This is a genomic window from Hephaestia caeni (assembly GCF_003550065.1).
Classification (GTDB): Bacteria; Pseudomonadota; Alphaproteobacteria; order Sphingomonadales; family Sphingomonadaceae; genus Sphingomonas; species Sphingomonas caeni_A.
Window position 1 is genome coordinate 772,572 of sequence record NZ_QXDC01000002.1, and the last position, 25,553, is coordinate 798,124.

Below are 25,553 nucleotides of genomic sequence, written 5' to 3' on the forward strand. Positions count from 1 at the left end.
CCTCAGAGGGTCTTCTTGCTGAAATACCAATCGGTGTAGTCGTAGCCTTCGTCCTTGCGGGCCCTGGCGGCTTCGGCCGTCGCGGGCGGCGGCACGATCACCGGCTCGCCGGGCTGCCAGTTTTCAGGCGTCGCCACCTTGTTGGCGTCGGACGTCTGGAGCGCGGTGAGCAGGCGGACGAATTCATCGACCGAGCGGCCGTTCGACATCGGATAATAGACCATCGCGCGGACAATGCCTTCGGGGTCGATGATGAAGGTGGCGCGAACGGCCGAGGTGTCCGAGGCACCGGGATGGATCATGCCGAAGGCCTTGGCGACGTTCATCGACAGATCGTCGATAATCGGGAACGGGATCTCGACGCCGAACTTCTCCTCGATGCTGCGCATCCAGGCGATGTGCGAATGCACCGAGTCGATGGAGAGGCCCAGCAACTCGCAGTTGAGCGCCTTGAAGCGGTCGGCGGCCTTGGCGAAGCCCATGAATTCGGTCGTGCAGACCGGCGTGAAGTCGGCGGGGTGGGAAAAGAGAACGAGCCACTTGCCCTTGTAATCGTCGAGCGAGCGTTCGCCGTGGGTCGTCTTGGCCTTGAAGGGAGGCGCCGGTTCGTTGATCCGCGGCATGGAGGGAGTGACCTGGTCTGTCATTTTATCGTCTCCTATGACTGAGTGAGTGACAGACATTGAATACACATTTCTATTAATCGTGATAACACGATAAATCTAATTCCTTTGATCGGATTTTTCAATCACTTCTGCAATCGGCCGAATTAGGCCGGATTCGCAGCGCACGGGACCAGAGGCGCGAACACGTCAAAGCATCGTTTATGCTAAGTATGGGGTCATCACACCCCGAATCAGGCGGTGACGAGCGCCTGCCTTGTCCAGGCGACGAGTCGCGCACGGTCCATCGCCCCGGCCTGTCGGGCGACCTCGCGGCCACCCCTGAACAGGATCAGCGTCGGAATCGACTGAATGCGGTAGCGCCCGGCAATACCCTGCTCAGCTTCGGTATCGACCTTCAGGAGCCGGACATGCGGCTCCAGCTCCGCAGCGGCCGCCTTGAACGCCGGCGCCATGGCGCGGCAAGGTCCGCACCAACTCGCCCAGAAATCGACGAGAACCGGCAGGCTTCCGCGACCTACATGCCGATCGAATGCCGCCTGGTCGACATCGACCGGCTGTCCCTGGAAAAGCGGCATTCCGCATTTCCCGCAAATTGGCGCCGCGCCGATCTTCGCTGCAGGAACGCGGTTGATGCTCGCGCAAACCGGGCAGGCTACCAGCGGGACATCGGACATGCGCTTCTCTCCTGTGGAACGCCAATACCGCTTAATCGTTTACCCGCATGATGTAACCGTGTAAGGGAGAGGGTTCAAGACTTGCCTCTCTGCAGGAGTGAGAAAGTTGAACTCGAACGCAGACGACAATGCCGTGTGCTCCCCTATCCAGATCGGCGATCCCGCGCCTGATTTCCGCGCCCGCACGACGATGGGCGACATGACCCTGTCCGGCCATCGCGGCCGCTGGGTACTGCTGTTCTCTCATCCCGCCGATTTTACGCCGGTTTGCACCAGTGAATTCGTCGCCCTCTCGCGCGCCAGCGATCGGTTCAAGGCGCTCGGCTGCGACCTGGTCGCGGTGTCGGTCGACAGCCTCTATTCCCATCTCGGATGGATCAGGGCGATCCGCGAGCATTTCGGCGTGACCATCGCTTTCCCGATCGTCGAAGATCCCTCGATGGTGATCGGCCGCGCCTATGGAATGCTCGCGGACAACGCCCCCGACGCGGCCACGCTGCGCTCGACCTTCTTCATCGACCCCGAAGGCATTGTCCGCGCCAAGCTCTGCTATCCAGCCACCATCGGGCGATCGGTGGAGGAGCTGCTTCGAGTCCTGACCGCGCTGCAACGGGTCGACAACGACAACATAGTGACCCCCGAAGGCTGGCATCCCGGCGATGACGTGCTTCTTCCGCCCTATCAGGACCAGCACGGTGCGCTCGATGCGGCGGGCGATGGCTGCTGGTTCCACCGCACGCAGCCCGACAAGCATGGGAAGACAGGCAAGTGATGACTTTCACCGATACGCAGCTTGAAGAGGCTGCCAGCGTCCTCAAGGCGATCGCCCATGACGTCCGCCTGAAGCTCCTGCGGACGCTCCTCGAACATGGCGAGAAGTCTGTAGGCGAACTCGAAGCCCTCACCGGCATCGGTCAACCGGGCCTGTCCCAACAACTCGCAATTTTGCGCAAGGCGGAACTGGTTCAGACGCGCCGCGATGCGAAACTCGTTTTCTATAGCATCGTATCGGCCAATATGGAGGGAACAGCGAAATTGCTATGCGCTCTAGCGGGAACTCCGATAAATAGAGGAGACACTGCCGCGAAAACAAAGCGACCTTTTCCCCAGGGATCGGTCGCTACCTTCGCCAAGATTTTGTGACGATATTGTCCTGGACGATGTCTTCCAAGAAAGTTCTGAACATCATCGCTGCAACGTTAGAGAGCATTTCGAGGCTTGTGGAATACCATAACTGCAAGCATTCGCCGTAAGCGCCTCGCCTGATCCGCTCCAGCGCCCGGCTCATGGGAGCAATTTCGCGGTCAAGAAGCGAGGTCTGGCCTTCGAGGGCGGCATCGTCCTCCATTTTCCCTGCTTGAGCTCAACCAGTTCGCGGACGTCGCCCACGTCCTTGCAAGAACTCCATGGAATCAATCTCAGCGCCACTATCGATCCGGGCTTCACCGATCAAATTCGGAACCATACGTAAGGACAGACGAAGATCGGCGAGTTTACAGATGATTGGCCTGCGACCCGCGCATAACCAGCCTATTGGACCGCCGGCGAGAGAATGAGAGGACCGATGAGTAGCGTACCCACCATAACCTTCCACGGCGCTGCCGGCACAGTCACTGGTTCCTGCATGGAACTACGCCATGGCGGAAAGACGATCCTCATAGATTGCGGCTTGTTCCAGGGATCCCGGACGCTGGAAACACTCAATCGCGACCCCTTCGCGTTCGACGTGCGCAAGATCGACGCCGTTGTCCTGACGCACGCGCATATCGACCATAGCGGCCTGCTGCCCAGGCTCACGGCGGAAGGGTATCGCGGGCCGATCTTCGCGACACCGCAAACCCGCGACCTTCTGTATTACATGCTGCCCGACGCCGGACGAATTCAGGAGGGCGATGCGGAGCGCCGCAATCGACGGCAGGATCGCCGGGACGAGGAGCCGATCGAACCGATCTATACCGAAGCGGATTCCAAAGCGGCCTATGAACAGGTCGAGACAGTAGCGCTGCACGACTGGTTCGCACCTGCCGCCGGTTTTCGGGCGCGCTTGTGGAATGCGGGCCATATCCTGGGTTCCACATCCGTGGAGATCGAGGTCGGTGGCGTGCACTTGCTCTTCTCCGGCGACCTGGGTCCAGACCACAAGGCCTTTCATGCCGATCCCGAGGGTCCGGCAGGACTCGATCATGTGTTCTGCGAGAGCACCTATGGCGACCGCGTCCGCGAGGACGTGACGATCGAGCAGCGCCGGACTTTGCTGGAAGCCGAGATCAATGCAGCGCTTACGCGCGGCGGCAACCTCGTCATTCCCGTTTTCGCGCTCGAACGCACCCAGGAATTGCTCCTCGATATCGCGACCCTGATCAACACCGGACGCCTGGCGCATCCGCAGGTGTTCATCGATTCGCCACTTGCGACCCGCGCGACAGAGGTGTTCGCCAAACATGCCGGGGAACTCGAAGACATGGGCTCGGGTGAAATCTTCCGTCACCCCTCGTTCCACTACACTGCCAGCACGATGGAATCGATGCGGCTCAACGACATGTCCGGAGCCATCATCATGGCGGCATCCGGCATGTGCGAAGCGGGACGCATCCGTCACCATCTGCGGTACAATCTCGGCCGCCGTGAATCGACGATCCTGTTCGTCGGTTTCCAGGCCGCAGGCACCCTTGGCCGGACAATCCTCGATGGCGCGAACCGCGTGCGCATCTGGGGGCAGGACGTCGCGGTGCGCGCGCAGATCCGGCGGATCGACACTTATTCGGCGCATGCCGACCAGAAGGATCTGCAGCGCTGGATAAGGGCGCGGAAGCCGATCGATGGCAGCCTGTTCCTGGGACACGGCGAAGAGGGCTCGATCGAGACGTTCCGCCGCCTGATGCAGGCGGACGATGCCGCGGCATCGATTGTCACGCCGAAGATCGGGGAAACCTATTCACTGCCGTCACGCGCCCCGTCCAAGCGCCTGAAGACCGGAAAGCCGGAACTACAGGAGGCTGTCGGCCGCGATTGGCAGAATGACTATGCGGATTTTTCGACCCATCTGAAAAAAGAACTGCAGAATATCGAGAGCGCGTCGGGCCGGCGCGAGGCACTCGCCCGCATGGCCGAGATTCTGCATTCCTATCAGGCCTATCGCGAGCATCGTAAGAGCCGATCGAGCTGATCGGCGAAAACAAAGTGACCAGCCCCAGACATAAACGGGTGCGGCCACCCGCGAATTCGCTATATATCATAGTTTCATCAAAGGAGTAATTATGTCGAATACCCCCCACACCCTGAGCGAGGAATTCCCCGGTCAGATGGACAAGATTCACGCCTTGAAGGCTTCGGACTCTCGCTTCGCGCAGCTTCTTCTCGATTATGATGTCGTGAATGACGAAATCCACGTGGCTGAAACCAATATCGAACCGACCTCGCAAGATCACGAGACCGAACTTCGCAAGCGCCGCCTCGCGATCAAGGATCAGATCGCCGAAGCCCTGTCGCAGGCCGCCTGATCTGCCCAAGGGCCGGATTGTTGATTACCGCTGAGAAGTGACCCGGTAGGGGCATAAATTTCCACTGAGAAGTGACCCATGTTGAACTCGCCCCTGGCCTTGAGGAGCAGGGGATCATGGAGTGATGGACATGGCGTTATTGAGCGTAATCCGGCGTTGGCATTATCGCGACCATCTATCGATCCGCGAGATTGTGCGGCGGACGGGATTGTCACGTAATACGATCCGTAAATATCTGCGGTCAGAGACGATCGAGCCGCTGTTCAAGGTGCCCGAGCGGCCGAGCAAGCTGGACCCGTTCGCGGACCGGCTGTCGGCGTGGCTGCAACGGGAGATGGCTCGCTCGCGCAAGCAGAAGCGCACGGTCAAGCAGTTGCACGCCGATCTGGCGAGCCTGGGGTATGACGGTTCCTATGGCCGTGTCGCCGCCTTCGCGCGGGCCTGGCGCGATGAGTATCGCCGTCAGCAGCAGATGAGCGGCCGCGGGACATTCGTGCCGTTGTCATTCGCGCCGGGGGAGGCATTCCAGTTCGACTGGAGCGAGGACTGGGCGATCCTGGGTGGCGTGCGTACCAAGCTTCAGGTGGCGCACTTCAAGCTCAGCCACAGCCGGGCCTTCACCGTGCGGGCCTATCTCCTTCAGACCCACGAGATGCTGTTCGATGCCCATAATCATGCGTTCCGCGTCCTGGGCGGCGTTCCGCGCCGGGGGATTTACGATAATATGCGCACCGCCGTGGACAAGGTCGGGCGCGGCAAGGAAAGGAAGGTCAACACCCGCTTCCTCACCATGGTCAGCCATTACCTGTTCGAAGCCGAGTTCTGTAATCCCGCGGCAGGCTGGGAAAAGGGGCAAGTCGAGAAGAATGTTCAGGATGCGCGTCATCGCCTGTGGCAGCCCACGCCGCAGGCCGAGAGCCTGGACGCCCTCAATCTGTGGCTGGAACAGCGTTGCAAGGCGCTGTGGCAGGATATCCCGCATGGCATCGAACCCGGGTCTGTCGCCGATGCCTGGGCCGATGAGGCGGAATGCCTGATGCCGGTGGGCAGGCCGTTCGATGGCTTCGTCGAATATGGCAAACGGGTCTCGCCGACCTGCCTCGTGCATCTGGAACGCAACCGCTACAGCGTGCCGGCGTCCTTCGCCAATCGGCCCGTCAGCTTGCGCGTTTATCCCGATCGCTTCCTGGTTGTCGCCGAGGGGCAGGTCATATGCGAACATCAGCGCATCATCGATCGATCCCATGATGGCCCCGGGCACACGGTCTATGACTGGCGGCATTATCTGGCGGTCGTCCAGCGCAAGCCTGGAGCCTTGCGCAACGGAGCACCGTTCCTTGAGCTTCCCGAGGACTTCCAGCGGCTGCAACGGCATCTGCTCCGCAATCCGGGAGGTGACAGGGAAATGGTCGAGATCCTGGCTTTGGTCCTGCATCATGACGAAGCGGCTGTCCTGACCGCTGTCGCCATGGCGCTGGATGCGGGCGTTCCGACCAAGACCCATATCCTCAATTTGCTGCACCGGCTGCTTGATGGAAAGCCCCTCGCAACGCCGCCGGTCACGGCGCCACAGGCCCTGAGGCTGGTCAGCGAACCGATGGCCAATGTCGCACGCTATGACGCCCTGCGCCGGGAGAAGCGCCATGCGTCATGACCCCGCCACCGGCGCCATCGTCGTCATGCTGCGCAGCCTGAAAATGCACGGCATGGCGCAAGCGGTCACCGATCTGATGGCTCAGGGCGCGCCGGCGTTCGAAGCGGCTGTTCCGATCCTGTCCCAACTTCTGAAGGCCGAAACGGCCGAACGAGAGGTGCGCTCCGTTGCCTATCAGCTCAAGGCAGCCCGGCTTCCCGCCTATCGGGATCTGGCGGGCTTCGACTTTGCCAGCAGCGAAATCAACGAGGCGCTGGTCCGCCAGCTCCATCGCTGCGAGTTTATCGACGGCGCCGACAATATCGTGCTGGTCGGTGGTCCCGGCACCGGAAAGACCCACGTCGCCACGGCGCTCGGTGTCCAGGCCATCGAGCATCATCGAAAGCGGGTCCGCTTCTTCTCCACGGTCGAACTGGTCAATGCCCTCGAACAGGAAAAGGCCCTGGGAAGAGCCGGGCAGATCGCCAATCGTCTGATCCACTCCGACCTCGTGATCCTCGACGAGCTCGGCTATCTGCCGTTCAGCGCATCAGGCGGCGCGCTGCTCTTCCATCTGCTGAGTAAACTCTACGAGCGCACCAGCGTCGTCATCACCACCAACCTCAGCTTCAGTGAGTGGGCCAGCGTGTTCGGCGATGCCAAGATGACCACCGCGCTCCTCGATCGGCTCACCCACCACTGCCACATATTGGAAACCGGCAACGACAGCTTCCGCTTCAAAAACAGCTCGGCCCAGCAGGCCAAACCCCAAAAGGAGAAACACCATCTTGACCCAGCAATGACATCCGAAACATAAGCTACAGGCGGGTCACTTCTCGGTGAAAATCCCGGGTCACTTCTCAGCGGTAATCAACAGCTTGAGCATCTTCGACCGGGCGGCATCGCGCTATTCGTGACGTCGCGATACACGCTGGACAAGAGCGATCCCAAAGCGCGCCTCCATATCGACAGCATTGCAGACTTCCTCGGCGCCGTTCGCCTTCCGAGCAAGGCCATGCGAGAAGATGCCGGCACCGATGTCGTCGTCGATATCCTGCTGTTCCAGAAACGCGCGTCCGCTGCACCTCGGCCTGAGCAGAACTGGGTCGAGCTCGGCCCCATTCCTGCTAGCGACGAAGGGTTCGGGGATCTCCAGATCAACCGCTACTTCCTTGATCATCCCGACCATGTGCTCGGGACCCATGAATGGCGCAACGGCCAGTTCGGGATGGAATATTCCTGCGCGGCCGAGCCCGGCCTCGATCTAGCGGGAACACTCACGGCTACCTTGTCGGCGATCGCGACGAAATACGAAGGCACCTTCAGCCCCACATTGCGCACGACGTCGCTCCGAGACCGGCTCGACGTCTCCTTCGACCTCGAGATCGGCACGGCCGCCGACGAAGCTGAGTTCAAAGAAGGCAGCTATTTCGAATCCGGCGGCATCCTGCATCAGGTCGTCGATGGCAGTCCAACGATCGTCGGGGTGAAGACCGGACGCGGCGGCACCGGCCTGTTTCCAAAGCATGCGGGCATCATCAAAGGGCTGATCCCCATCCGGGATACGGTTCGCGCGATCCTGCGCGCGCAGCTCAATGACCGGCCCTACGCCGACCTCCAGGAAAAACTGCGCACCCACTATTGGCGATTCACGAAGAAGCACGGGCCAATCAACCGAACCATCACCACTATCCGCACCGACCCGGAGACCGGCGCCGAACGCGAATACCAACGCCGCCCGAACCTCCAGCCCTTCCTCGACGATCCCGATGTCTGGCTGGTCGCTTCGATCGAGAATTACGATGAGGGAAACGACGCCGGTGCGCCGGGCGCCATTTTCACCGAGCGCGTCGTCAAACCGCCCGTGCTCCAGGAAATCCACTCAGCCCAAGACGCCTTGGCTTTGTCGCTGCACGAGCGTGGCCGGGTCGATGTCCCGCTGATCGCGGGACTTCTTGGCGTCACCGAAGCCGAAACACTCGCTGAACTCGCCGACGACGTCTTTCTCGATCCGATCCGCACCACGCCCCATTTCGATCACTGGGTCACGGCGGACGAGGCGCTTTCGGGAGCCGTGCGAACAAAACTCGCCCTCGCGCGCGCGAAGACCGAAATCGACCCGCGTTTCAATGCCACAGCCACTGCACTGGAAGCGGTTCAACCGGTCGATCTCAAACCCAGCGAGATCACGGCCCGTCTCGGCGCGCCTTGGATTCCGACCGATGTGATCGAGACCTTCATCGCCGAGGTTATGGAGGTCAAGACGCGAATCTATCACACCGTGACACTCGCGAGCTGGACCGTCGACAAGACCCCATTTGCCGGGCACGTCAGCTCAACCTCAACCTGGGGAACGCCGCGCCGCCCCGCCGCCGACCTGATCGAGGATGCCCTCAACTCCCATATCCCCAAGATCTACGATGTCACCAGGGAAGCGGATGGATCCGAGCGCCGCGAACTCAACACGACCGACACCGAAGCGGCGAAAGAGAAGCTCGCGGCGATCAAGTCGACCTTCGAGACCTGGGTCTGGCAGGATAGTGTACGTGCCGACCGGCTGGTCAGGATCTACAACGACGCCTTCAACAACCTCGTGCCACGGACATTCAACGGCCGGCATTTGACACTGCCGGGGGCGTCCTCGGCAATCCAGATGCGTGACCACCAGAAGCGCGCCGTCTGGCGTATCGTCGCCGCCGGCTCGACTTATGTCGCCCATTCCGTCGGCGCTGGCAAAACCTTCAGCCTGTGCGCCGCCGTGATGGAGCAGCGCCGTCTCGGCCTTGCGAACAAGCCGATGATCACCGTGCCAAATCATTGTCTGGCACAGATCGCACGCGAGTTCCTGATGCTCTATCCTACGGCGCGCATCCTCGTTGCCGACGACACGAACTTCATCGGGGACAAGCGTCGCCGGTTCCTTGCGCGTGCCGCGACCGGCAACTGGGACGCGATCATCATCACGCATGATGCTTTCAAGTTCATCCCAACGCCAACCTCGTTCGAAAAGGAACTCATCGAGGACCAGCTCGCGAGCTACGAAACACTGATCACAGGTATCGAAAGCGAAGACCGCGTTTCCCGCAAGCGTGTCGAACGACTCAAGGAAGGACTCAAGCGTAGGCTCGAAAATCTTGCAGCCCGCAAAGACGACCTCGTCCATATCGGCGAGATTGGCATCGATCAGCTGCTCGTCGACGAAGCCCAGCAGTTCCGCAAGCTGACGTTCGCGACCAATCTCAGCGATCTCAAGGGCGTCGATCCGGTAGGGTCGCAACGCGCCTGGGATCTCTTCGTGAAGAGCCGATACCTCGCCGGCATCAATCCCGGTCGAGAACTCGTCCTCTCGTCCGGGACCCCGATAACGAACACCCTGGGCGAGATGTACACGCTACAGCGGTTCCTTCAGCCCGATGAGCTCCATGCCAAGGGCATGCACGAATTCGACGCATGGGCCGCGAACTTCGGGGACACACGCACCGAACTCGAATTGCAGCCCAGCGGCAACTACAAACCCGTCACCCGGTTCAGCGAGTTCGTCAACGTCGCTGACCTGATGGCCATGTACCGCAGCGTAGCGGACGTCGTGCTGAAGGACGACCTGCGCCAGTATGTCCGCTTGCCAACGGTCAAAGGCGGTAAGCGCAAGATCGTCGTTGCCCAATCCGGTGCGCCGTTCAAGGCCTATCAGCGCGTGCTCGCCCAGCGCATCAAGACCATCGAGGAGCGCAACCGCCGGCCACAAAAAGGCGACGACATCCTCCTGTCGGTGATCACCGACGGTAGGCACTCCGCCATTGATCTGCGCTTCGTCGATGCGAACGTCGGGAACGAAGAGGGGAACAAGCTCAACCTCCTGATCGAGAACGTCCATCGTATCTGGCAGGAGACGGCCGATTATCGCTACACTGACCCGGAGACCGGGAGGCCTTATCCACTTCTCGGCGCCACGCAGATGGTCTTCTCCGACCTCGGCACCGAGGCAGCCCTCGAAACGCGGGGCTTCTCCGCATATGTGTGGATCCGCGATCGACTGATCGAGATGGGCGTGCCCGCGGACCAGATCGCGTTCATGCAGCACTATAAGAAGAACAGCGCGAAGCAGCGCCTGTTCAACGACCTCAACCAGGGCCGCAAGCGTATCATTCTCGGGTCGACCGCGACCATGGGAACCGGCGTCAACGCCCAACAGCGCCTGATAGCCCTGCACCATTTGGACGTCCCTTGGCTTCCCTCCGACATCGAGCAGCGCGAAGGCCGGATCGAGCGTCAAGGGAACCAGAACAATGAAATCGAACTCTACGGCTACGCGACGAGCGGCTCGATGGACGCCACCAATTGGCAAATGCTCGAGCGCAAGGCACGCTTCATCAATATGGCCATGTCCGGCGACCGCTCCATTCGGCGCATTGAGGATGTCGGCTCCAATGTCAGCCAGTTCGCGTTGGCGAAAGCCCTCGCGTCCGGCGACGATCGTTTGATGAAGAAGGCTGGTCTCGACGCCGAGGTCGCGAGACTTCTGCGCTTGCGCGATGCCCATATCGACGACCAGCACAATATCCGAAGGACCATCCGGCGCACGACGGAGGCGATCGAAAAGTGGCGAGGGCGTATCGCTAGACTTGAGTCCGACATCGCCCGGCGCATCCTGCCCAATGGAGACGAAGTCGTCTTCGACCCCGGCGGCCCTATCCTCACGGACCGCAAAGCCGTCGGCGAACGCATCCTCGGGCACGCTCGCCAGATGCGGCTGCGCGGCGCGCCCGCGCGTCAGATCCTCGGCACCTTCAACGGAATCGAACTCGAACTCTCGGGCTATGAGACCAGAGGCGACGATGGCGAACCCGCGCTTAGCACGGTGATCACAGCCTTGCACCATGGGGAGCACCCCAGCTTCGAAACCACCGACAAGACACGATGGAGCACCGTTGTCGGCCGTATCGAGTCCTCCATTCGCAATCTCGACACCGATCTCGCCGAGGCACAAGCGAACCTCGAAGCGGATGAACGACGCCTTCCGGCCTTCAAAGCTCGCCTCGGACAAGACTTCCCCGACACGACACTGCTCGACGAAAAGCTCCGTGAGCTCGCCGAACTCGAAGCCGATCTCGCGACGACCAAGGGAGAATTCGACCCTGGAAACGATGACGAACCGTCGTCCATCGAACTCCCCATGGATGACAGCAACGCTCCGCCTCCGACGAACGATATAATCGAACCGGCGACCCGCTTGTACGCATAGCCGCGGGAACCGCCCGGTGCGCGCGTTGCGGCCAAACCATTGCAGCCTACAGTGATCGCGACGAGGCCACCCTTGGCGCATCGCGCATTCGCTCCCCGTTGCTGCTCGCTCACCAGACTTGCCGCTTTCAGCGACGGAAAAAGGGAAGGGGGAAGCTGATGGGATGAGGCTACAGCTTCCGGTCGATCCGAGCCGCGCAGCCTCGCTCCCACCCTTCTGAAGGTTCGCGCCGGCGCTCGACCTCCGCGCATTTGAAAGGCATCCCATGCCAGACACGACGAACGTCGACGGTCAGGACCTGACCGGCACAAAAGACTATTTCAGCGGAATCGCCGAGTTGTTGCGAACCCTCGGCGTTGAGGAGGCTCGCTTTGGATTGAGCGGGGGCGGCGACGACGGCGAAGCGTCGATCGAACTCGTGCGCTATCGCGATGGACGCGAAGAATTCCAACTCCCCACCGTCCCGGTCCGTATCGGGCCTACCGGACAGATCTTCATGCTCGACGGCTATCTGCACGATCGCGCCGCGGATGTGCCCGAAGGTGACTGGGTCAATAATGAAGGAGGTTTCGGATCCGTCACTTTCTTCCCCTTCGCGGTCGAGCCCGACGAGCGCGTCGAATGCGATATGACCTATCGCGAAGATGGCGACTACGGCGATGACGACGACGATCTCGACCTTGCCGATGACCCGGACGACGCGGATCTTCCTCTTGAGATCGTCGTCCATGCGGATGCTCGCCCGTGACCGGCGGCACCGATGGATTCGCCGCGCTTGCCGCAGCCTGCCAGGTCCAACTCGTGGCAATCGTTCCGCAGATCGACGAGCTCGACCCGATCGATACCCTCAACGCGATCACCGCTGTTGTTGCGCTTTCGCGGTGTCACATCGTCGCGCGGCAGGAAGCCAACGATGTTGCGGCATACCTGAGCTGCCGACCTGCGCCCCCGCCCGATAGCCCTGGTCGGGCATTGCTCGACCACTGCGCCAGCGCGCTCGCCAAGCCGCTCCGGACCCATGGCCGGCACCCTTCATTCGGCATCGATATATGGCTCGACAACAATGGCCTCCTACGCCTGATCGTATCGCTAGTCCAAGGTGGCATAGCTCACGATGCGATTACGGCCCTTGTCGGGTGCGTTGCGGATGCGACACAACGCCTCGTCACGCATCTCAATGCTCTCGCCGTAAGCCATATCGCAGCAGTCCTTCAGCGCGATCTCAATCACAAGCCGCTGGACGGCCAGAACGCCCTCAGCCGGGTTCTCCACTGGGCATTAGTGCCGATGCTGGCTGGACGGCCAGAACGCCCGCAGATCATCGAGCGACGGATGCAAGCGCTCGACGTCTACGGTGCCATAGCCAGCATTTTGATGCGGGATAGCATCACCGCCACGATTGATCAGGGCGAACCGCTAAACCCGCACCTCTGTCTAGAGCTAGGCGTCACCAAAGCGCATTTGCACCGCCTGCAAGGTATCCATCCCGCTACTGAAGCGCTTGCGTCTTTTCGAGACTTGCTCGGTCCGATCCAGACGCTTCTTCTTCACGAGGTGCCGCTCCGCCAATGGCCCACCGGCAAGGATTGGACTACCGGGCTCTGGCGGGATTCTCTGAACCACAGCCTGTTCCGCCCGGATTATGTTGGCGACGACACGGAGCGCCGTGATGCGATTAATGCCTTGCGGGAAGATCTCCTCTATCCTCTCGCTGCAAGTCGCGCGATGAAAGCCGATCTGCTCGACGACTATCGCGTTCGCGAGTTCATCCGGGGCTTCTACATGCATTCCATGCTGATGCATGGTCCGCAGCATCGAGCATGGCTACGGGCGCTTCGCGAGGCCGTCGTCGGTCCGCGTGGGCTCAAATCCTTCCATGAGGCTATCGGCCTGTGGCATCGCCGCTCCGCGACGATCGCCGCCGTGCGGCATGAGCAGAAAACCGACAAGCCAGGATGGCCCGCGCTTTGCCCGGCATGGACGGCGCGCGACGGTCATCATCAGATCGTCCCGCTCACCAGCGCAGAAGATCTCGTTCTTGAAGGCAATGCGCTTCAGCACTGTGTAGGTGGCTACTATCCCCAATGCCGTCGCGGTGACACGCAGATCTTTTCGCTACGCTGCAATGAAATACGGCTCGCGACCCTCGAAATGACTCTCACCTACGAGCAGGGAAAATCGCTGACGATCGCGCCCGGCCAGTTCAAGGCCCGAGGCAACACCCGACCACCTCCGCAGCTCAGCCCCGTTCTGAGGCAATTCCTCGCTGATCTACGACATGAGCGTCACCCGATCACCCATCAAGAGCTGCTCAGACATCGTCGCGAGATCATGCGTAGCGGCGATTGCGGTTGGCACCGCGAAATCCTCCCGATCAGCCATGCGCGAAAAGCATGGCCGCTCTATCGTGTACTGCTACCCAAAGGCACACCGGACACCTTCGACCAATGGGCCGAGCAGTCCGGCGTGGCACGTGCCTTGGACAAGATTATCCACGCGATCGCGACCTTGCCCACAAAACGCTGACCTCTCCCAGTTCGGAGCGACATCTCATGAACCCATATGACCATGCGCGTTCGTCGGCGCGTATCCATGGCGGCTGCTGGTCGGATTACCATCCGATCCACGCCTGGTTCGACGCGACCAAGGCCGCCCACTGCCATTTCTCCCACCGTGCGTTGCGTCACCACCATGAAGGCATAGCCGACGCTGTCGTGGTGTTCGGAGATACGATTACCAACAACGACGGTGCGACCATCCCTGTCCTCGCAATCGCGCGGCAGCACGTCGAGGAGGATTGCCGATACCTCCCTGCTGCAGCGGACTGGTTGGTCGATTTCGACCTGCCGGATTGGCTCCTCGCACCGATCCCTCACGTAGACGATCTCGCTCGTATCAGCGCGAGGCGCTTTGGCGGCGAAGCCGCGCATTATCTCCCGCTGCACCGCTGGTTCCTCGCTACGAGCGCGTGGGCCGATAGCGCGGCACACCTTCTGTTCCGGCACCATGCCTTCGGGATCTACGAGGCGGAACACCGCTTCGGTCCCGCGCTCCCGAACGGAGACGCCGGCGCGCCAACGCGAGTGGTGGCCGAGCAACATGTCCGTTCGTTGCTCGGGCGCTTGCCCGCCGCGCCTGATCTCCTCCGTCGCCTCAAGGGCCAACGATGGATGCTCCAGGCCACATCTCCATCGAAGATCGGCCTCTCCTCAACCGAACATTGACAGAAGGGAACCGAAATGACCGAAGCACCGCCTGCCCGCAAGATATTCAAGAGCGTCGCATCGCGCAAAAAGATGTTCGAATTGTTCAACCGTGTCCCCGACTGTTCGCCGGAGGAACTCATCTCCGGAATAGCATATCAAAATCAGTGGTTCGAAATCCAACGCGACTCCTATGAGTCTATGTTCGAGCTATTTCCGCCCCTCTTCATGCGAGCCGGGATGTTCGCGTTCTCGGAACTCAAGTCCGGCTCCGTCGGATCGGTCTTCTTCGAGATCATGATCAACGGGCGCAATCGTTGGTTCCACGCCTATTGTGATCATGACGACGGCGACGGCCCCGAGAGATTGCGCGCTGCGATTATCGAGCATGAACGAGCTGTCGCCGAAAACATGACGCGCGAAGAGAAACTACAGCTGATCTGGTCGAGCACGTCCCGCGACTATCGTGGCCTCGCCGGCGAGGCCAACCCCGACGCCTGGCCAGCGGAGCATCTGGGCAAGCGCACTATCATGGTCCTGGAGCGCCCCGGCGGAACAGTGTTGAAGCTTCTCGAAGACCTGACCGACGACGAGATAGCAGACCGCCTGCCGCACGGCCCGACAATCTAGGAACGATGCTCACGACCAGAACGACACGTCGACAATCGTCACGTGTCCGCAAGCGATGATTCCCCAGGTTGCGGTCAATCTAGCCACGCCTGACCTTCCAGCATTTATTTAGATTACGGGAGTACAACAATGCCAGAACATGCGGTCGACGTAAAAGCGTTCATCACGGTATTCGTCGATGCGGACAATGCCGTTCAAGCGCGGAAGCGCGCGGAATCCTTTGTCCAATGGCTCTCACCCACAATAGAACAGATCAACGACTATAATTCCGACCACGACGCGGTCGGCACCGAGACGGGGCCGTTTGCGATCGATGGTGAAAGCGCTGTCGAGGAGATCGACGAATGAGCAAGCTTCACCACGTCCATGTCTACACGACGATCCGGGTGAAGGTGGCGGTCACCGCCGATGATCATACCCACGCGATGCGCCAAGCCGATGACGTCATCGGAAAGGGTCGCTTCCCGGTCCGCTTACTTCCGTACGCCGCAGGTGTCCTCGAGGCTGAGCCAGCGGAAGAGGTTACCGGCTATCTCGTCGACGAAGCCGATGATCCCGATTTCGAGAACAGCTGCTTCTATGACGAATGTTATCAGTCCCACGAGGGGCCAGCCTCAAAACACCAGGTGGACAAAGGGAAGGGGGAGGGGGGAGGGCGGAGCTAAGCGGTTCGGGTCTGTGCGACCGCAATAGCAGCTCCGCACAGCCCCTATCCGAAAGGACCGATCATGACACAGCCGTCCCCAGCGGCCCAACCGGCGCGTCTGCGCAGCGAAATGCAGTATGACGACCGCGGCAATTTCTCCCATGAAGGCGAACTCTATCGGCCCGGCGAAAGCCTCCCGGACCTTTGCCGTCGTATAGAGACCCACCTGACCAAAACGATTGCCGGCGGCCGCTTCGCGCTGCGCGGCGAACGCTTCACGGGCGGGCGCCGTGTCGTCGTCGAACTGCTGGACGCGCCAAACGACCTGTCCGACGAGGGGGAACGCCGAGCATTCGAAACCATGCTCCACGACGAAGTCGAACGGTTCAACAACGCCCACGGCAACTTCCACCAGGACTATCTGAGTTGCTCCTTCTTCACCCATATCCGCATCGGCACGACCTACTGGGCCGCCCTGGCTGCCAAGCGCGGTGCCGCCAACCCCGTCCAGGCGACCGTTTCCCTCGCCCAGTTCAAGCGCCGCGTGAAACCGGGCGATCAGCTCAAGCTTATCGCTGCGCACGAGGGACACCGCATGCTCGGCTCGATCCGAGCCATCACCGCTGTGCGATCGGCTGATATCATCCTCGAGGGCAAATCCTATCTCACGCTGCCGCGTGCCTCGGCCTTCGCCTGCGACGGCCGTCTCATCCGGATTGCCAACGGGAACGACAATAATCCCGACGAGCACCTACTCTACGAGTGGATCCCTGCCGCCGGTTGATCGCCAACCGGGCCCGGCCATGACCAGATCATGACCATTGCCATCGAGGAGACATAAGATGGCTAACTACTATTCGCAGACAGTGTTCACCATACCAGCGACACCGCAAGAAAGGGCAGTGCTCGAAGAGTGCTTCGCCGTATCGGCTGTCCTATCCACCGATGTCGCCGAACTTCCTGACGTGGGCATCGAGACGGTGAAAGCGTACTACGCTTCCTGCAGCGACGCTTTCAGGGCCACTTTCCCAAAAAGGCCAGATGAGGAAGACCCCTTCGCTGATTTTTTCGATCTATGGTCCGATCCGGACTTTCCCGAATTCAACGCCGATCTGACCATTCGTGATGATCCCGACGGCAAGGGAAAAGTCGCATTCATAAGCGGTCACGAAGCTGATGTCTCCGCGCTCGCGTCGCTGATCCAGAAGGTCTGCAAGACCGCCCTACCGTTCGCTTTCCAGTGGGCCGAGGTCGCCGACAAAGACGTCCCCGGCGGCTTCGGAGGCGGATACTATGTCATCACGGATAGTGAAATCTTCGGCGGCTCGACGCGGTGGCTGATGGAAGAGACGCTCGAAACCTTGCGGGCAGGAACGTGACCGTGGCGGGCGGCATCGACGCGAGCGTCACGCTCCATGTCGAGGTGTTCGATCCGCAGGCTATGTGGGACCACGCCTTTGGGGCCTATGCGAGGCCACAGCTTCGCTACAAGGTCTACGATTCGGCCGATCCGACCCGCTTGGGCCATGAACTTCACCGCGAGTTCATGGAACTGTGCGGTCCTCGCGATAAACCCGATATCGGGGAATGCCTCCGCATGATCTTCGATCCGGGCGAAAGCCCACCCGGCGTCCAGATCGAAGACAGTGCGGCCGAGATCGCTCCCCAATCCTCCGAAGACCAGTATTTGCTTTTTGTGACGAATGGTGACGAGCACGGAGCGGATAGGTTCGGAGCCCGACATGACTGAGGCTGTCCTCACGCGGCCTTGCAATGAGTGTCCATGGCGCCGCAACCACCCAGCCGGCTGGCTCGGGGGCTATAGCGCGGAAGACTTTACCCAGCAGGTCCAGTTTGATGGGCCACCGCTACCTTGTCACAAGACGATTCCGAGTGACGGCACCGACGCACGCGCGATGTGCGCGGGGGCGCTCATTTTCATGAAGAACAGCTGCAAGGGCGCTCACCATCCCGACTACGGCGACGCGCTTAGCAGGGTCGAAGCGGACCCCGAGACCGTGTTCGAGTGGACCCACGAATTTCTCGAACACCACAACAATCGCGAAGCCTGGATTCAGAAGGTTAGGGTGGCAGTCGCGGAAAAGACCGAATGAACGAGCAGACCAACCGCCACAAAGAGTGTGATCACTATTCCCGTCCGTCCGGCGCGGACAGAACTAACGGTGGCCAAGCACACCCTCGCCGATAGGCCGCCGATATCCGGCACAACCCGCTGTGGCGGCGCGCCCCCATGAAGCCAAAACGCAAAATCTGCGTCAGCAGCACCCGATTTCCTTTCCACCATACTTCGGGAGAAAAATCATGGATGGCACTTATGTCGTCGAAATAGAAGTCGGCCAGGCAATCGATTTGAACTCCGGCAGGATCAGACCGACGATCTGCGCCGTCGTGAAGTTCGACGCCGATGGTGAAATCGCCTGGCGAGGCAACCGCTATTGGCAAGGACACGAGCCGCGCAACTTGAAGGCCCATGCCGGTAAAATGCGTAAGCGCTGGCAATTGCATCTTGAGCGCACCGGCGAAAGGTTCGAACTCGCCCAGAAGCTGAAGCGGGAAGCAAAACGTGCCGCCGACAAAGCTCAGGCCCAAACACGCAAACGTATCCGGGACGCCGCGCCGGAACTCCTCGATCTACTAAAGCGGCTAGTCGACGATCCTCGCACCGCTGAGGAAGCCCGCGCACTTATCGCCCGGCTCGAGGCGGAGAACCATTGACGCCAATGCACCCTCCATCGCCGATCGGAGATTGCCATGTCGCGTGAAATAACCATCGACGGGCTGACGTTGCGGCTTCGCACCATTCGCCCCTACCGGCGGTGCCGGACCCTTACCTATGTTGAGGTTCTGCACAAAGGCCACTGGCTCCACTGCGGCGATCCGCACCATGGCGAAACGAGCAGTGCAACAGCCCGTACCGCCATTGCGCACTATGCCCGCTTGGCAATTGGGAAAGCAGATATTCTTGATCATTGACCGTGCCTCCCCGTCGCAGTTGCCAGCCGGTAACTCGCCACCTGCCTCTTTCGACACACCCACGCAGGAGTCCCAAGATGGAAACCACCTTTCACTTCGGCGCGGCCGGCCATCCAGTCAGCTGGACCCTCTACGCCGTCTATGGTCGCGCCTATGGCGTCGCGTTGGCAGCGGCACGCACTTGGTACGACCGCATGATTGCGACCACGCGCACGAAAACCCCGCCTGGCGGACAATTCGTCATCGAGGTCAGGAACGCTACAGTACTCCGCAGCGATCTGCTGTTCGATGCCGATTACTTTCAGCGCCACCAGGAGCCCGATGACGCCTCCTGGCTGTGCCAGTTCCATACGTTTCCGCTCGCGATCCCGGACACCGTCAAGCACGCGGTGACCGAAGGATTGCGCCAGCGGCTGATCGACATCGGTTTTCTGATCCCCCGCGCCGAATGGGAAGAACGATACCCTGATCAAGCCGAACTGCTGCGCCAGTTTCAGCAAATGATGTGGGGCAACCGCGACTTGCCTCCCGACAACGGAAAGGACACCCAATGAGCAGATACGAACTCGATCCGCTTTCGGAGGCCGTCGCGGACCACGGGGCACTGTCCATCGCTATCGGATGGGACGCCCCCCTAAACACCTATTTCGCGATGGTTCTGCGCGACGGTGACGATGTCGACGACGAACATCGCGATCTCCTCTGGATCGGCACTCGCTATGGCGAAATCGCCGACCCAGACGCCGCAATCGAAGCGCTACGGCCATACGCGGTGATCCGAAACGGCCTTGCTGCTGAACTAACGGCTGATAGGCTTCAGGAGGGCAGCCGCCCAAGATCGCCTTTGATCCGCTGACAGGCTGCACCTCGTTTCCAACGACATTCTGCACCGCGACGCACCATGCACACTGGACAAAGCTGCGATCAGGGCGCGGGGCGCCCACGCGCAGGGGAGAGGGTGATGGAGGTTGGGGCCGCAGAGCCGCGGCCGGGCAGGAGACCCCCAATGACATCCCAATCCATCAGCATCGCACCCGTGCCGCTCAACGAGAGGTGCGCACAGAACGGAGCAACCTTCGACTTCGACCGCATCGGCGCAGTCGAATGCGCCATCCACCGTGCCGCCCTCGACGCGAAGTTTGGATATCCACCTCCCGGTATCAAAATGGAAGCCGTTAAGACAATCAGCACCCTGGGAACATTCTACAATCTCATGGTCCACTTCGACGACGCGGCCCCAGTGGCGACAGCGTATGCCCGCCGCATTGAACTCGAGCCATTGTCGTACTGGCAAGATGCCGGTTTCACGCCGCCGTTCGTCTATGACGAATTGGGAATCCTTGTCTCATGCGTCCATCCAACCGTTGCCTCGGCGGTTCGCGCCGCGGTCGCCACGCTCGGCCAGTTTCCCGAAAGCGAGGAGTTCGCCGCCATGCGAGCCAATCTGCTTACCGCCTATCCGCATGCCCGCGCGCCGACAGCAATGCATCCTCGGGTAGGTGATATGGACACCGACCTGCTCACGCGATCCGCCCATCTCGCGCTGCTCAGCCGAGCCCGAAAGGCAATCGAGACACCCGGCGAACTCGACGACGACGTCCGCAATACCCTCATCGATGACATTGACGCAGCGACCACCCGCCTTGCGACATGCCCGCTCCCATGGCCGCTCATGGTTCATGTCGGCTCGATCGAGCACGAGGAGGGCGTCAATCACTATATCGCCGTCACAGACCAGGCGTTGACCCGCCAGATCGCTGATTACTGCCGCGAATTCTGGTTCGAGATTGACGACGCTTGCGACCCCTCACATCTCGACGATGAGACTGTCGTGCGCGAATACTTCCGACAGCATCCCAACGAGGTCCACAGCACTGACGTCGAGCATCTCGCGCCCGAGCCGGCAATCGCACCCGGCCTCTTGGGTACTGACAAGGTTCTGCTTCTCGATAATCGCCATATCAGCTCGGAGACCGACAGCCACCTTCTCGAATGGGCTAACATCGGCCGGATGGAGGCCCCGCTGTTCGTCACGGACACTCCCGTGGGCTGGCTCCTGTCGGACGAACCCGGTTGTCCGTTCGAAGAACTTCCCGACGATCTTGAACGCGCCATGACTTGCGCCCGTGTCGCCGGTGCGCAGCATCTGCTGATTGGGCGAGACGGCATGATCGTCGAGGGCCTGCAGCGCTACGATTAGCCCGAACTTGAAGCACGACCGCTCGGGAGGGTTTGTGGAACGCTATGGCGAGAGCATGAAGCGACTGCTTCCCGGCTTATACGCCGGAGGCGAGGTCCGCGCCGAGCGACGCAATGATCGCCTTTGGGCGTTCGAAATGAAATGCAACCAGCTCGGCCGCTACCTTTGGTTCGAATATTCCCCACACGGCCTTTGGACCAGCATCGGCGCCTGGCGCAGGCTCGACGATGGACTGGCAGTCGCCGCCCGACTGCGCGCGGGCACGCATTTCTGGGACGCCGACGTCGAGGTCGCACGCCGCTATGGCGAGGACATCTATGCCGCGCTGCGTGATGATCCCGAGCCCTGACCGGGCGCGTCCCCCGGCGACGCACCGCCAGCACCCACCAGAGGAGACGAGCATTGCCGACGTTCCGCGTGAAAGTGACACAGGTCTATCGCGTCGAGAAATGGATCACCATCGATGTCGATGCCGATAATGCGGACGGCGCCATCGAAACCTGTGCGTCCGACGAGGCACCTTGCTCCTCGCTTCCCGGCTGGGAAGATCGCTGGGAGCTCCAGAACGAAACCGTCGAACCGGCCTGACCTTTCGGCACACCGCACCCCATGAGACCCCAAGCCTCCTGGCAACTTTCTTGGAGACATACGATGCGCGTTCAATACAGCATTCACGGCAGCTTTACGCTGCCCAAGGGTTCAGCCTTCATGCCCGGTTCGGAAAACCTGATCCGCTTGCCCAGCGGTCAGATCGTATCCGTCCATCCGGTCATCGAAATGGCCAGCGGCCCGGACACCGATGATCACCGCAATCTCGACTACGAGCAAGCGGCTGCGATTGGCATTCACCTTGAAGACTATGATCGCAGCTCAATTCCATGGTGATCCGCCGTTGGCTGAGAGAAGGGGGAGGGGACGCGGTAATCCATCTCCCGGAGCCTTTACTGTGTCTGTTTCCGACGCCAAGGCCGCCATTCGCCTGAGCGACATCGTCCGCGATCACGTGGTCCTGCGACGCGCAGGACGCGAGCTGCGCGGCCTTTGCCCTTTCCATGAAGAGAAGACCCCGAGCTTCCATGTAAACGACGAAAAGGGCCTGTATTACTGTTTCGGTTGCAATACATCCGGCGATGTCATCAAGTTCCTAAGGCGCGTCGAAGGGCTGACATTTCCTGAGGCCGTGGCTCGCTTGGGCGGCGAACTCCCGCCCCGCGAACGTAAACCGCCTGGACCACGACCGCCCGATCCCGAAAAGCAAGCCTCCATCGATCTCGCGCGGCGAATATGGCACGAGGCCCGACCGATTGCCGGCACACTAGGAGAACGCTATTTGCGCGGCCGCGGGATCCTGGGAAGCATCCCGCTATCGCTGCGCTTTGCCTGGACGCCGCTTTGGCACAATCTCAAGACGGGCCGGACCGGTCCACGCATGCCGGGCATCATCTGCGCGTGCCAAAACCCCGATGACCGCGTCACAGGCATCCAGCGCATCTTCCTCGATCGAACCGGTGCTAAGGCGGCTATTCCCCGCCCAAAACGCAATATCGGACAGATACGAGCGGGCGCTCTGCGCCTCGGTCCCGCAGCTCAGAGCATCATCCTCTGTGAAGGTCCGGAAGACGGACTCACTCTCGCGATGCGCTATCCCGACGTGCCGGTATGGGTCGCGCTCGGAACCGGTGGCCTTCCCTATGTCGTCCTGCCGGACATCGTACGCGAAGTAATCCTTGGCGGCGATAACAATGCCCCGGGCCGGATCGCGGTGAGACGCGCGCGCGAAACCTATTCCGCCCAGAATCGTCGCACAAAACCCCATTTCCCGCCTGAAGTGTTCGAGGACTTCAACGACGAGCTTCGCGACGTGCGGATGGCCGCCTGATCACCACCGGTCCGGCGATGATTGAGAGCATGTTCAATTGCGCCCGGAAATGTGCCAACTTTACAGGATGCACGAGACAACCGGTCTGTCGCAGGCTTTGCAGGATGGTGGTCGGCCGGGTTTGCTAGCCGAATACGGCATTTCCGTAGAAGGAACTCCCGAAGCCCTCATAGAGCTTCGCCTATTGCTAGCCGGCAAACCGATTGGCCGAGCCATGGTGCTCATAGCCGAACAGGGACGCCACTATGGCGTTCGCCTGTTTGCAACATCACAGTTTGACGAACAGCAATTCCTGCAGAATGCGGCGCGCTTCGGCATGAACGGTGATGAAGCCGTTATATTTGCCCTCAACCTGAGACCTCAGCCTGGTTCCACCCCTAAACTGAGCGCAGACATACGCCCACTGCGTCTAGACCGCACGCTCGTTCAGCAGCGATCGCCAGAGCAATAGCTATAGGCACTTCTTCCTGTCAAAGGGTGGCAAGAGGCCGCGCCATTTGCGGTAGCACAAACGGGCGATCGGCCGGCGTACTGCATGGGACCAGATCGACTTCAAATAGTTCGGCGAGCAACGGTCCGGTAAGGACGGCTGAAGGCCTGCCGTCCGCGATGACATAGCCGTCTTTCAGGGCGACGATCCTTGTCGCGACGCGCGCCGCCCAATTCAAGTCATGCAGCACTAGCAGCACCGTTCCACCCGCCGCCGCATGGGCCTGCGCCACATCGAGCACGCGAAGCTGCTGGGCGGGGTCTTGCGCGGCGATTGGCTCGTCCAGCAACAGTGCGCCGGGCTGACCGCCATCAGCACCGGCGCGGAGCTGGACCAGTACGCGCGCGAAATGGACGCGCTGGCGTTCACCGCCCGAGAGCGTGCCGACGATGCGGCTGCCCCATCCCTCCAGCCCAACATCGGCGAGTGCAACGTCGACCAAGGCACGTTGGGCCAGAGGCGGCGCCCGCCGAACCGCAAGCCTCAGACCAAGCCGCACCAGTTCCCCGACCGTAAAGCTCTCACCGCCCTCATGGCTTTGCGCTAGCACGGCGCGTCGCTGCGCGAGCCGTCGCGGCCCCAGCTTCTCAACCGCCACGCCGTCCATCAGCACCCGGCCGAAGCTCGGCCGCATAGTGCCGCTGATGAGGCGGACGAGCGAGGATTTGCCGGCGCCGTTCGGCCCAATCAGCACCGTCGTCTCACCCGCCCGGATCGTAAGGTCAATGCCGTGCAGCAACGTGCGACAGCCGACGTCCAAACTGGCCTGTTCGATCTGGATCATAGCCGCGCCATCCTGCCGCCATCGCGAAGCAGCAACCACAAAAAGACGGGCGCACCGAGCAGCGCGGTGATGATCCCCACCGGCACCTCCGCGGGCGCGGCAACCGTACGCGCGAGTGTGTCCGCCAACACCAGCAGGATACCGCCGAGCAAGGCGCTCGCTGGCAGCACGACGCGATGGTCCGGCCCCGACAGCAGACGGACCAGGTTGGGCACTAGCACACCGACGAAACCGATGATGCCGACCGATGCCACCGCCGCGCCCGTCATGGAGGCCACGCCGAGCAGCGCGAGGCGCTTTGCACGTTGCACATCCGCGCCGAGGTGGAAGGCGTCGGCTTCGCCCAACAGCAACGCATTGAGGCTAGGCGCCAAGAAACAGAGGCACAGCGCGCCGACCCCCAAGAACGGCAAGGCCGCGCCGATCCCGGCCCACGAAGCGCCAGACAGGCTCCCGAGCGTCCAGAAGCTGAGATCGCGCAAAGCCCGGTCGTCGGCCATATAGACGAGCAACCCGGTGAATGCCGCGCAGAAGGCGGCGAGCGCGATCCCGCCGAGCAGCACGGTTGCGATCGACGTCACGCCCTCGCGAGTGGCAAGCGCATAGAGAATAGCAGTGCCCAGCAACGCACCAATCAATCCGGCGAACGGTTGCGCCCAACGGCCGAGCGGTTCCAACACCGAGGCAAGCGCGCCCGCACCAAGCACGATGATGATCGCGGTAGCCAGCGCCGCGCCCGCCGACACGCCAACGAGACCGGGATCAGCGAGCTGGTTGCGAAACAGCCCCTGCATAACCGCACCCGATGTCCCGAGCGCGGCCCCTGTCGCCAGTCCCAGCACCAGCCTCGGCAGACGAATGCCGCTCATGACAAGCCAGCCCACCTCTTCGTCGGGCGAGGCTGCCCGCCCGGACCAAAGCATGTCCAGCAGGCCCGGCAGGCTGGCGAGGCCGGTATCAGTCGCTCCCAGGTCGAGGGCGAGCAAACTCACGGCAAGCAGCCCGCCTACCAGCAACGGAAACAGCGCCGCTGCTCCGAGGCGACGAGCGGA

Annotated in this window: 32 protein-coding genes; 27 read left to right on the forward strand and 5 right to left on the reverse strand. The window is 61.3% G+C overall.

Annotation, left to right across the window (positions count from 1 at the left end; genetic code table 11):
* Positions 1 to 2 precede the first annotated feature (2 nt).
* Both DFR49_RS03505 and trxC read right to left on the reverse strand, forming a co-directional pair.
* Positions 3 to 647, reverse strand: coding sequence for a peroxiredoxin (locus DFR49_RS03505; protein ID WP_030091405.1), 645 nt, complete (start codon positions 645 to 647; stop codon positions 3 to 5).
* 209 nt (positions 648 to 856) lie between these two features.
* A complete protein-coding gene (gene trxC, locus DFR49_RS03510) occupies positions 857 to 1,300 on the reverse strand; it encodes a thioredoxin TrxC (protein WP_021246250.1) in 444 nt (147 codons plus the stop codon).
* Positions 1,301 to 1,406: 106 nt separating this feature from the next.
* On the opposite strand from trxC, the gene DFR49_RS03515 reads away from it, so the two are divergent.
* Both DFR49_RS03515 and DFR49_RS03520 read left to right on the forward strand, forming a co-directional pair.
* Positions 1,407 to 2,072 carry a peroxiredoxin gene (locus DFR49_RS03515; RefSeq protein WP_030091404.1) on the forward strand — a complete coding sequence of 222 codons (666 nt, stop codon included), beginning with the start codon at positions 1,407 to 1,409 and terminating at the stop codon, positions 2,070 to 2,072.
* A complete protein-coding gene (locus DFR49_RS03520; protein ID WP_030091403.1) occupies positions 2,069 to 2,443 on the forward strand; it encodes an ArsR/SmtB family transcription factor in 375 nt (124 codons plus the stop codon). Before DFR49_RS03515 ends, DFR49_RS03520 begins: the two co-directional genes overlap by 4 nt.
* Here DFR49_RS03520 and DFR49_RS22090 read toward each other — a convergent pair.
* On the reverse strand, positions 2,421 to 2,648 hold the full coding sequence (locus DFR49_RS22090; RefSeq protein WP_030091402.1) for a hypothetical protein: 228 nt from the start codon (positions 2,646 to 2,648) through the stop codon (positions 2,421 to 2,423). The two genes, DFR49_RS03520 and DFR49_RS22090, sit on opposite strands and share 23 nt — an antisense overlap.
* A gap of 216 nt (positions 2,649 to 2,864) precedes the next feature.
* Between DFR49_RS22090 and DFR49_RS03530 the strand changes: the two genes are divergently transcribed.
* The 25 genes from DFR49_RS03530 (at position 2,865) to DFR49_RS03640 (ending at position 23,678) form a co-directional block, all read left to right on the forward strand.
* Positions 2,865 to 4,466 carry an MBL fold metallo-hydrolase gene (locus tag DFR49_RS03530; RefSeq protein WP_030091401.1) on the forward strand — a complete coding sequence of 534 codons (1,602 nt, stop codon included), beginning with the start codon at positions 2,865 to 2,867 and terminating at the stop codon, positions 4,464 to 4,466.
* A 91-nt stretch (positions 4,467 to 4,557) separates the two neighbouring features.
* Complete coding sequence (locus tag DFR49_RS03535) at positions 4,558 to 4,800, forward strand: HP1242/YdcH family protein (protein ID WP_030091400.1); 243 nt, start codon at positions 4,558 to 4,560, stop codon at positions 4,798 to 4,800.
* 130 nt (positions 4,801 to 4,930) lie between these two features.
* The gene (gene istA, locus DFR49_RS03540; protein WP_119035246.1) at positions 4,931 to 6,454 is read left to right on the forward strand and encodes an IS21 family transposase; all 1,524 of its coding nucleotides are present in this window, start codon (positions 4,931 to 4,933) and stop codon (positions 6,452 to 6,454) included.
* Positions 6,444 to 7,250 carry an IS21-like element helper ATPase IstB gene (gene istB / locus DFR49_RS03545; protein WP_119034427.1) on the forward strand — a complete coding sequence of 269 codons (807 nt, stop codon included), beginning with the start codon at positions 6,444 to 6,446 and terminating at the stop codon, positions 7,248 to 7,250. The genes istA and istB overlap by 11 nt, the downstream gene beginning before the upstream one ends.
* A 96-nt stretch (positions 7,251 to 7,346) precedes the next feature.
* Positions 7,347 to 11,675: a helicase-related protein gene (locus DFR49_RS03550; RefSeq protein ID WP_245968217.1), complete on the forward strand. Its 4,329-nt coding sequence runs from the start codon at positions 7,347 to 7,349 to the stop codon at positions 11,673 to 11,675.
* Positions 11,676 to 11,940: 265 nt separating this feature from the next.
* A complete protein-coding gene (locus DFR49_RS21830) occupies positions 11,941 to 12,423 on the forward strand; it encodes a hypothetical protein (RefSeq protein WP_119034428.1) in 483 nt (160 codons plus the stop codon).
* Complete coding sequence (locus DFR49_RS03560; RefSeq protein WP_119034429.1) at positions 12,420 to 14,201, forward strand: PcfJ domain-containing protein; 1,782 nt, start codon at positions 12,420 to 12,422, stop codon at positions 14,199 to 14,201. The genes DFR49_RS21830 and DFR49_RS03560 overlap by 4 nt, the downstream gene beginning before the upstream one ends.
* A 26-nt stretch (positions 14,202 to 14,227) precedes the next feature.
* A complete protein-coding gene (locus tag DFR49_RS03565) occupies positions 14,228 to 14,899 on the forward strand; it encodes a DUF6915 family protein (protein WP_119034430.1) in 672 nt (223 codons plus the stop codon).
* Between the two features lie 15 nt (positions 14,900 to 14,914).
* Positions 14,915 to 15,508, forward strand: a complete 594-nt coding sequence (locus DFR49_RS03570) for a DUF1419 domain-containing protein (RefSeq protein WP_119034431.1) — start codon at positions 14,915 to 14,917, stop codon at positions 15,506 to 15,508.
* Positions 15,509 to 15,637: 129 nt separating this feature from the next.
* Entirely contained in the window at positions 15,638 to 15,856 is a 219-nt protein-coding gene (locus DFR49_RS03575; RefSeq protein ID WP_119034432.1) for a hypothetical protein, read from the forward strand.
* On the forward strand, positions 15,853 to 16,173 hold the full coding sequence (locus tag DFR49_RS03580) for a hypothetical protein (protein WP_211325793.1): 321 nt from the start codon (positions 15,853 to 15,855) through the stop codon (positions 16,171 to 16,173). The genes DFR49_RS03575 and DFR49_RS03580 overlap by 4 nt, the downstream gene beginning before the upstream one ends.
* Positions 16,174 to 16,236: 63 nt before the next feature.
* Positions 16,237 to 16,938 (forward strand): hypothetical protein, encoded by a 702-nt coding sequence (locus DFR49_RS03585; RefSeq protein ID WP_119034433.1) that lies wholly within the window; start codon positions 16,237 to 16,239, stop codon positions 16,936 to 16,938.
* Positions 16,939 to 16,996: 58 nt separating this feature from the next.
* A complete protein-coding gene (locus DFR49_RS03590) occupies positions 16,997 to 17,533 on the forward strand; it encodes a hypothetical protein (protein ID WP_119034434.1) in 537 nt (178 codons plus the stop codon).
* A 2-nt stretch (positions 17,534 to 17,535) separates the two neighbouring features.
* Positions 17,536 to 17,904 carry a hypothetical protein gene (locus DFR49_RS03595; RefSeq protein WP_147373621.1) on the forward strand — a complete coding sequence of 123 codons (369 nt, stop codon included), beginning with the start codon at positions 17,536 to 17,538 and terminating at the stop codon, positions 17,902 to 17,904.
* Positions 17,897 to 18,268: a hypothetical protein gene (locus tag DFR49_RS21600; protein WP_147373622.1), complete on the forward strand. Its 372-nt coding sequence runs from the start codon at positions 17,897 to 17,899 to the stop codon at positions 18,266 to 18,268. Before DFR49_RS03595 ends, DFR49_RS21600 begins: the two co-directional genes overlap by 8 nt.
* A gap of 208 nt (positions 18,269 to 18,476) precedes the next feature.
* Positions 18,477 to 18,890 carry a hypothetical protein gene (locus DFR49_RS03605; RefSeq protein WP_119034437.1) on the forward strand — a complete coding sequence of 138 codons (414 nt, stop codon included), beginning with the start codon at positions 18,477 to 18,479 and terminating at the stop codon, positions 18,888 to 18,890.
* Between the two features lie 36 nt (positions 18,891 to 18,926).
* Complete coding sequence (locus tag DFR49_RS21605) at positions 18,927 to 19,148, forward strand: hypothetical protein (protein WP_147373623.1); 222 nt, start codon at positions 18,927 to 18,929, stop codon at positions 19,146 to 19,148.
* A 77-nt stretch (positions 19,149 to 19,225) separates the two neighbouring features.
* Entirely contained in the window at positions 19,226 to 19,702 is a 477-nt protein-coding gene (locus DFR49_RS03610; protein WP_119034438.1) for a hypothetical protein, read from the forward strand.
* Positions 19,699 to 20,004, forward strand: coding sequence for a hypothetical protein (locus DFR49_RS03615; protein ID WP_119034439.1), 306 nt, complete (start codon positions 19,699 to 19,701; stop codon positions 20,002 to 20,004). Before DFR49_RS03610 ends, DFR49_RS03615 begins: the two co-directional genes overlap by 4 nt.
* A gap of 150 nt (positions 20,005 to 20,154) precedes the next feature.
* Entirely contained in the window at positions 20,155 to 21,348 is a 1,194-nt protein-coding gene (locus DFR49_RS03620) for a DUF5983 family protein (protein WP_147373624.1), read from the forward strand.
* 55 nt (positions 21,349 to 21,403) lie between these two features.
* Positions 21,404 to 21,697, forward strand: a complete 294-nt coding sequence (locus tag DFR49_RS03625; protein ID WP_245968218.1) for a hypothetical protein — start codon at positions 21,404 to 21,406, stop codon at positions 21,695 to 21,697.
* 53 nt (positions 21,698 to 21,750) lie between these two features.
* Positions 21,751 to 21,936 (forward strand): hypothetical protein, encoded by a 186-nt coding sequence (locus tag DFR49_RS21610; protein WP_147373625.1) that lies wholly within the window; start codon positions 21,751 to 21,753, stop codon positions 21,934 to 21,936.
* Positions 21,937 to 21,999: 63 nt separating this feature from the next.
* A complete protein-coding gene (locus DFR49_RS03630; RefSeq protein WP_119034442.1) occupies positions 22,000 to 22,233 on the forward strand; it encodes a hypothetical protein in 234 nt (77 codons plus the stop codon).
* Positions 22,234 to 22,294: 61 nt separating this feature from the next.
* Positions 22,295 to 23,227, forward strand: a complete 933-nt coding sequence (locus tag DFR49_RS03635; protein ID WP_170150899.1) for a CHC2 zinc finger domain-containing protein — start codon at positions 22,295 to 22,297, stop codon at positions 23,225 to 23,227.
* Between the two features lie 67 nt (positions 23,228 to 23,294).
* Positions 23,295 to 23,678 (forward strand): hypothetical protein, encoded by a 384-nt coding sequence (locus DFR49_RS03640; RefSeq protein WP_147373626.1) that lies wholly within the window; start codon positions 23,295 to 23,297, stop codon positions 23,676 to 23,678.
* A gap of 19 nt (positions 23,679 to 23,697) precedes the next feature.
* Here DFR49_RS03640 and DFR49_RS03645 read toward each other — a convergent pair whose 3' ends face one another.
* Together DFR49_RS03645 and DFR49_RS03650 are read right to left on the reverse strand one after the other, a co-directional pair.
* Complete coding sequence (locus DFR49_RS03645; protein ID WP_119034445.1) at positions 23,698 to 24,501, reverse strand: ATP-binding cassette domain-containing protein; 804 nt, start codon at positions 24,499 to 24,501, stop codon at positions 23,698 to 23,700.
* A complete protein-coding gene (locus DFR49_RS03650) occupies positions 24,498 to 25,493 on the reverse strand; it encodes a FecCD family ABC transporter permease (protein WP_211325794.1) in 996 nt (331 codons plus the stop codon). The genes DFR49_RS03645 and DFR49_RS03650 overlap by 4 nt, the downstream gene beginning before the upstream one ends.
* Positions 25,494 to 25,553 lie beyond the last annotated feature (60 nt).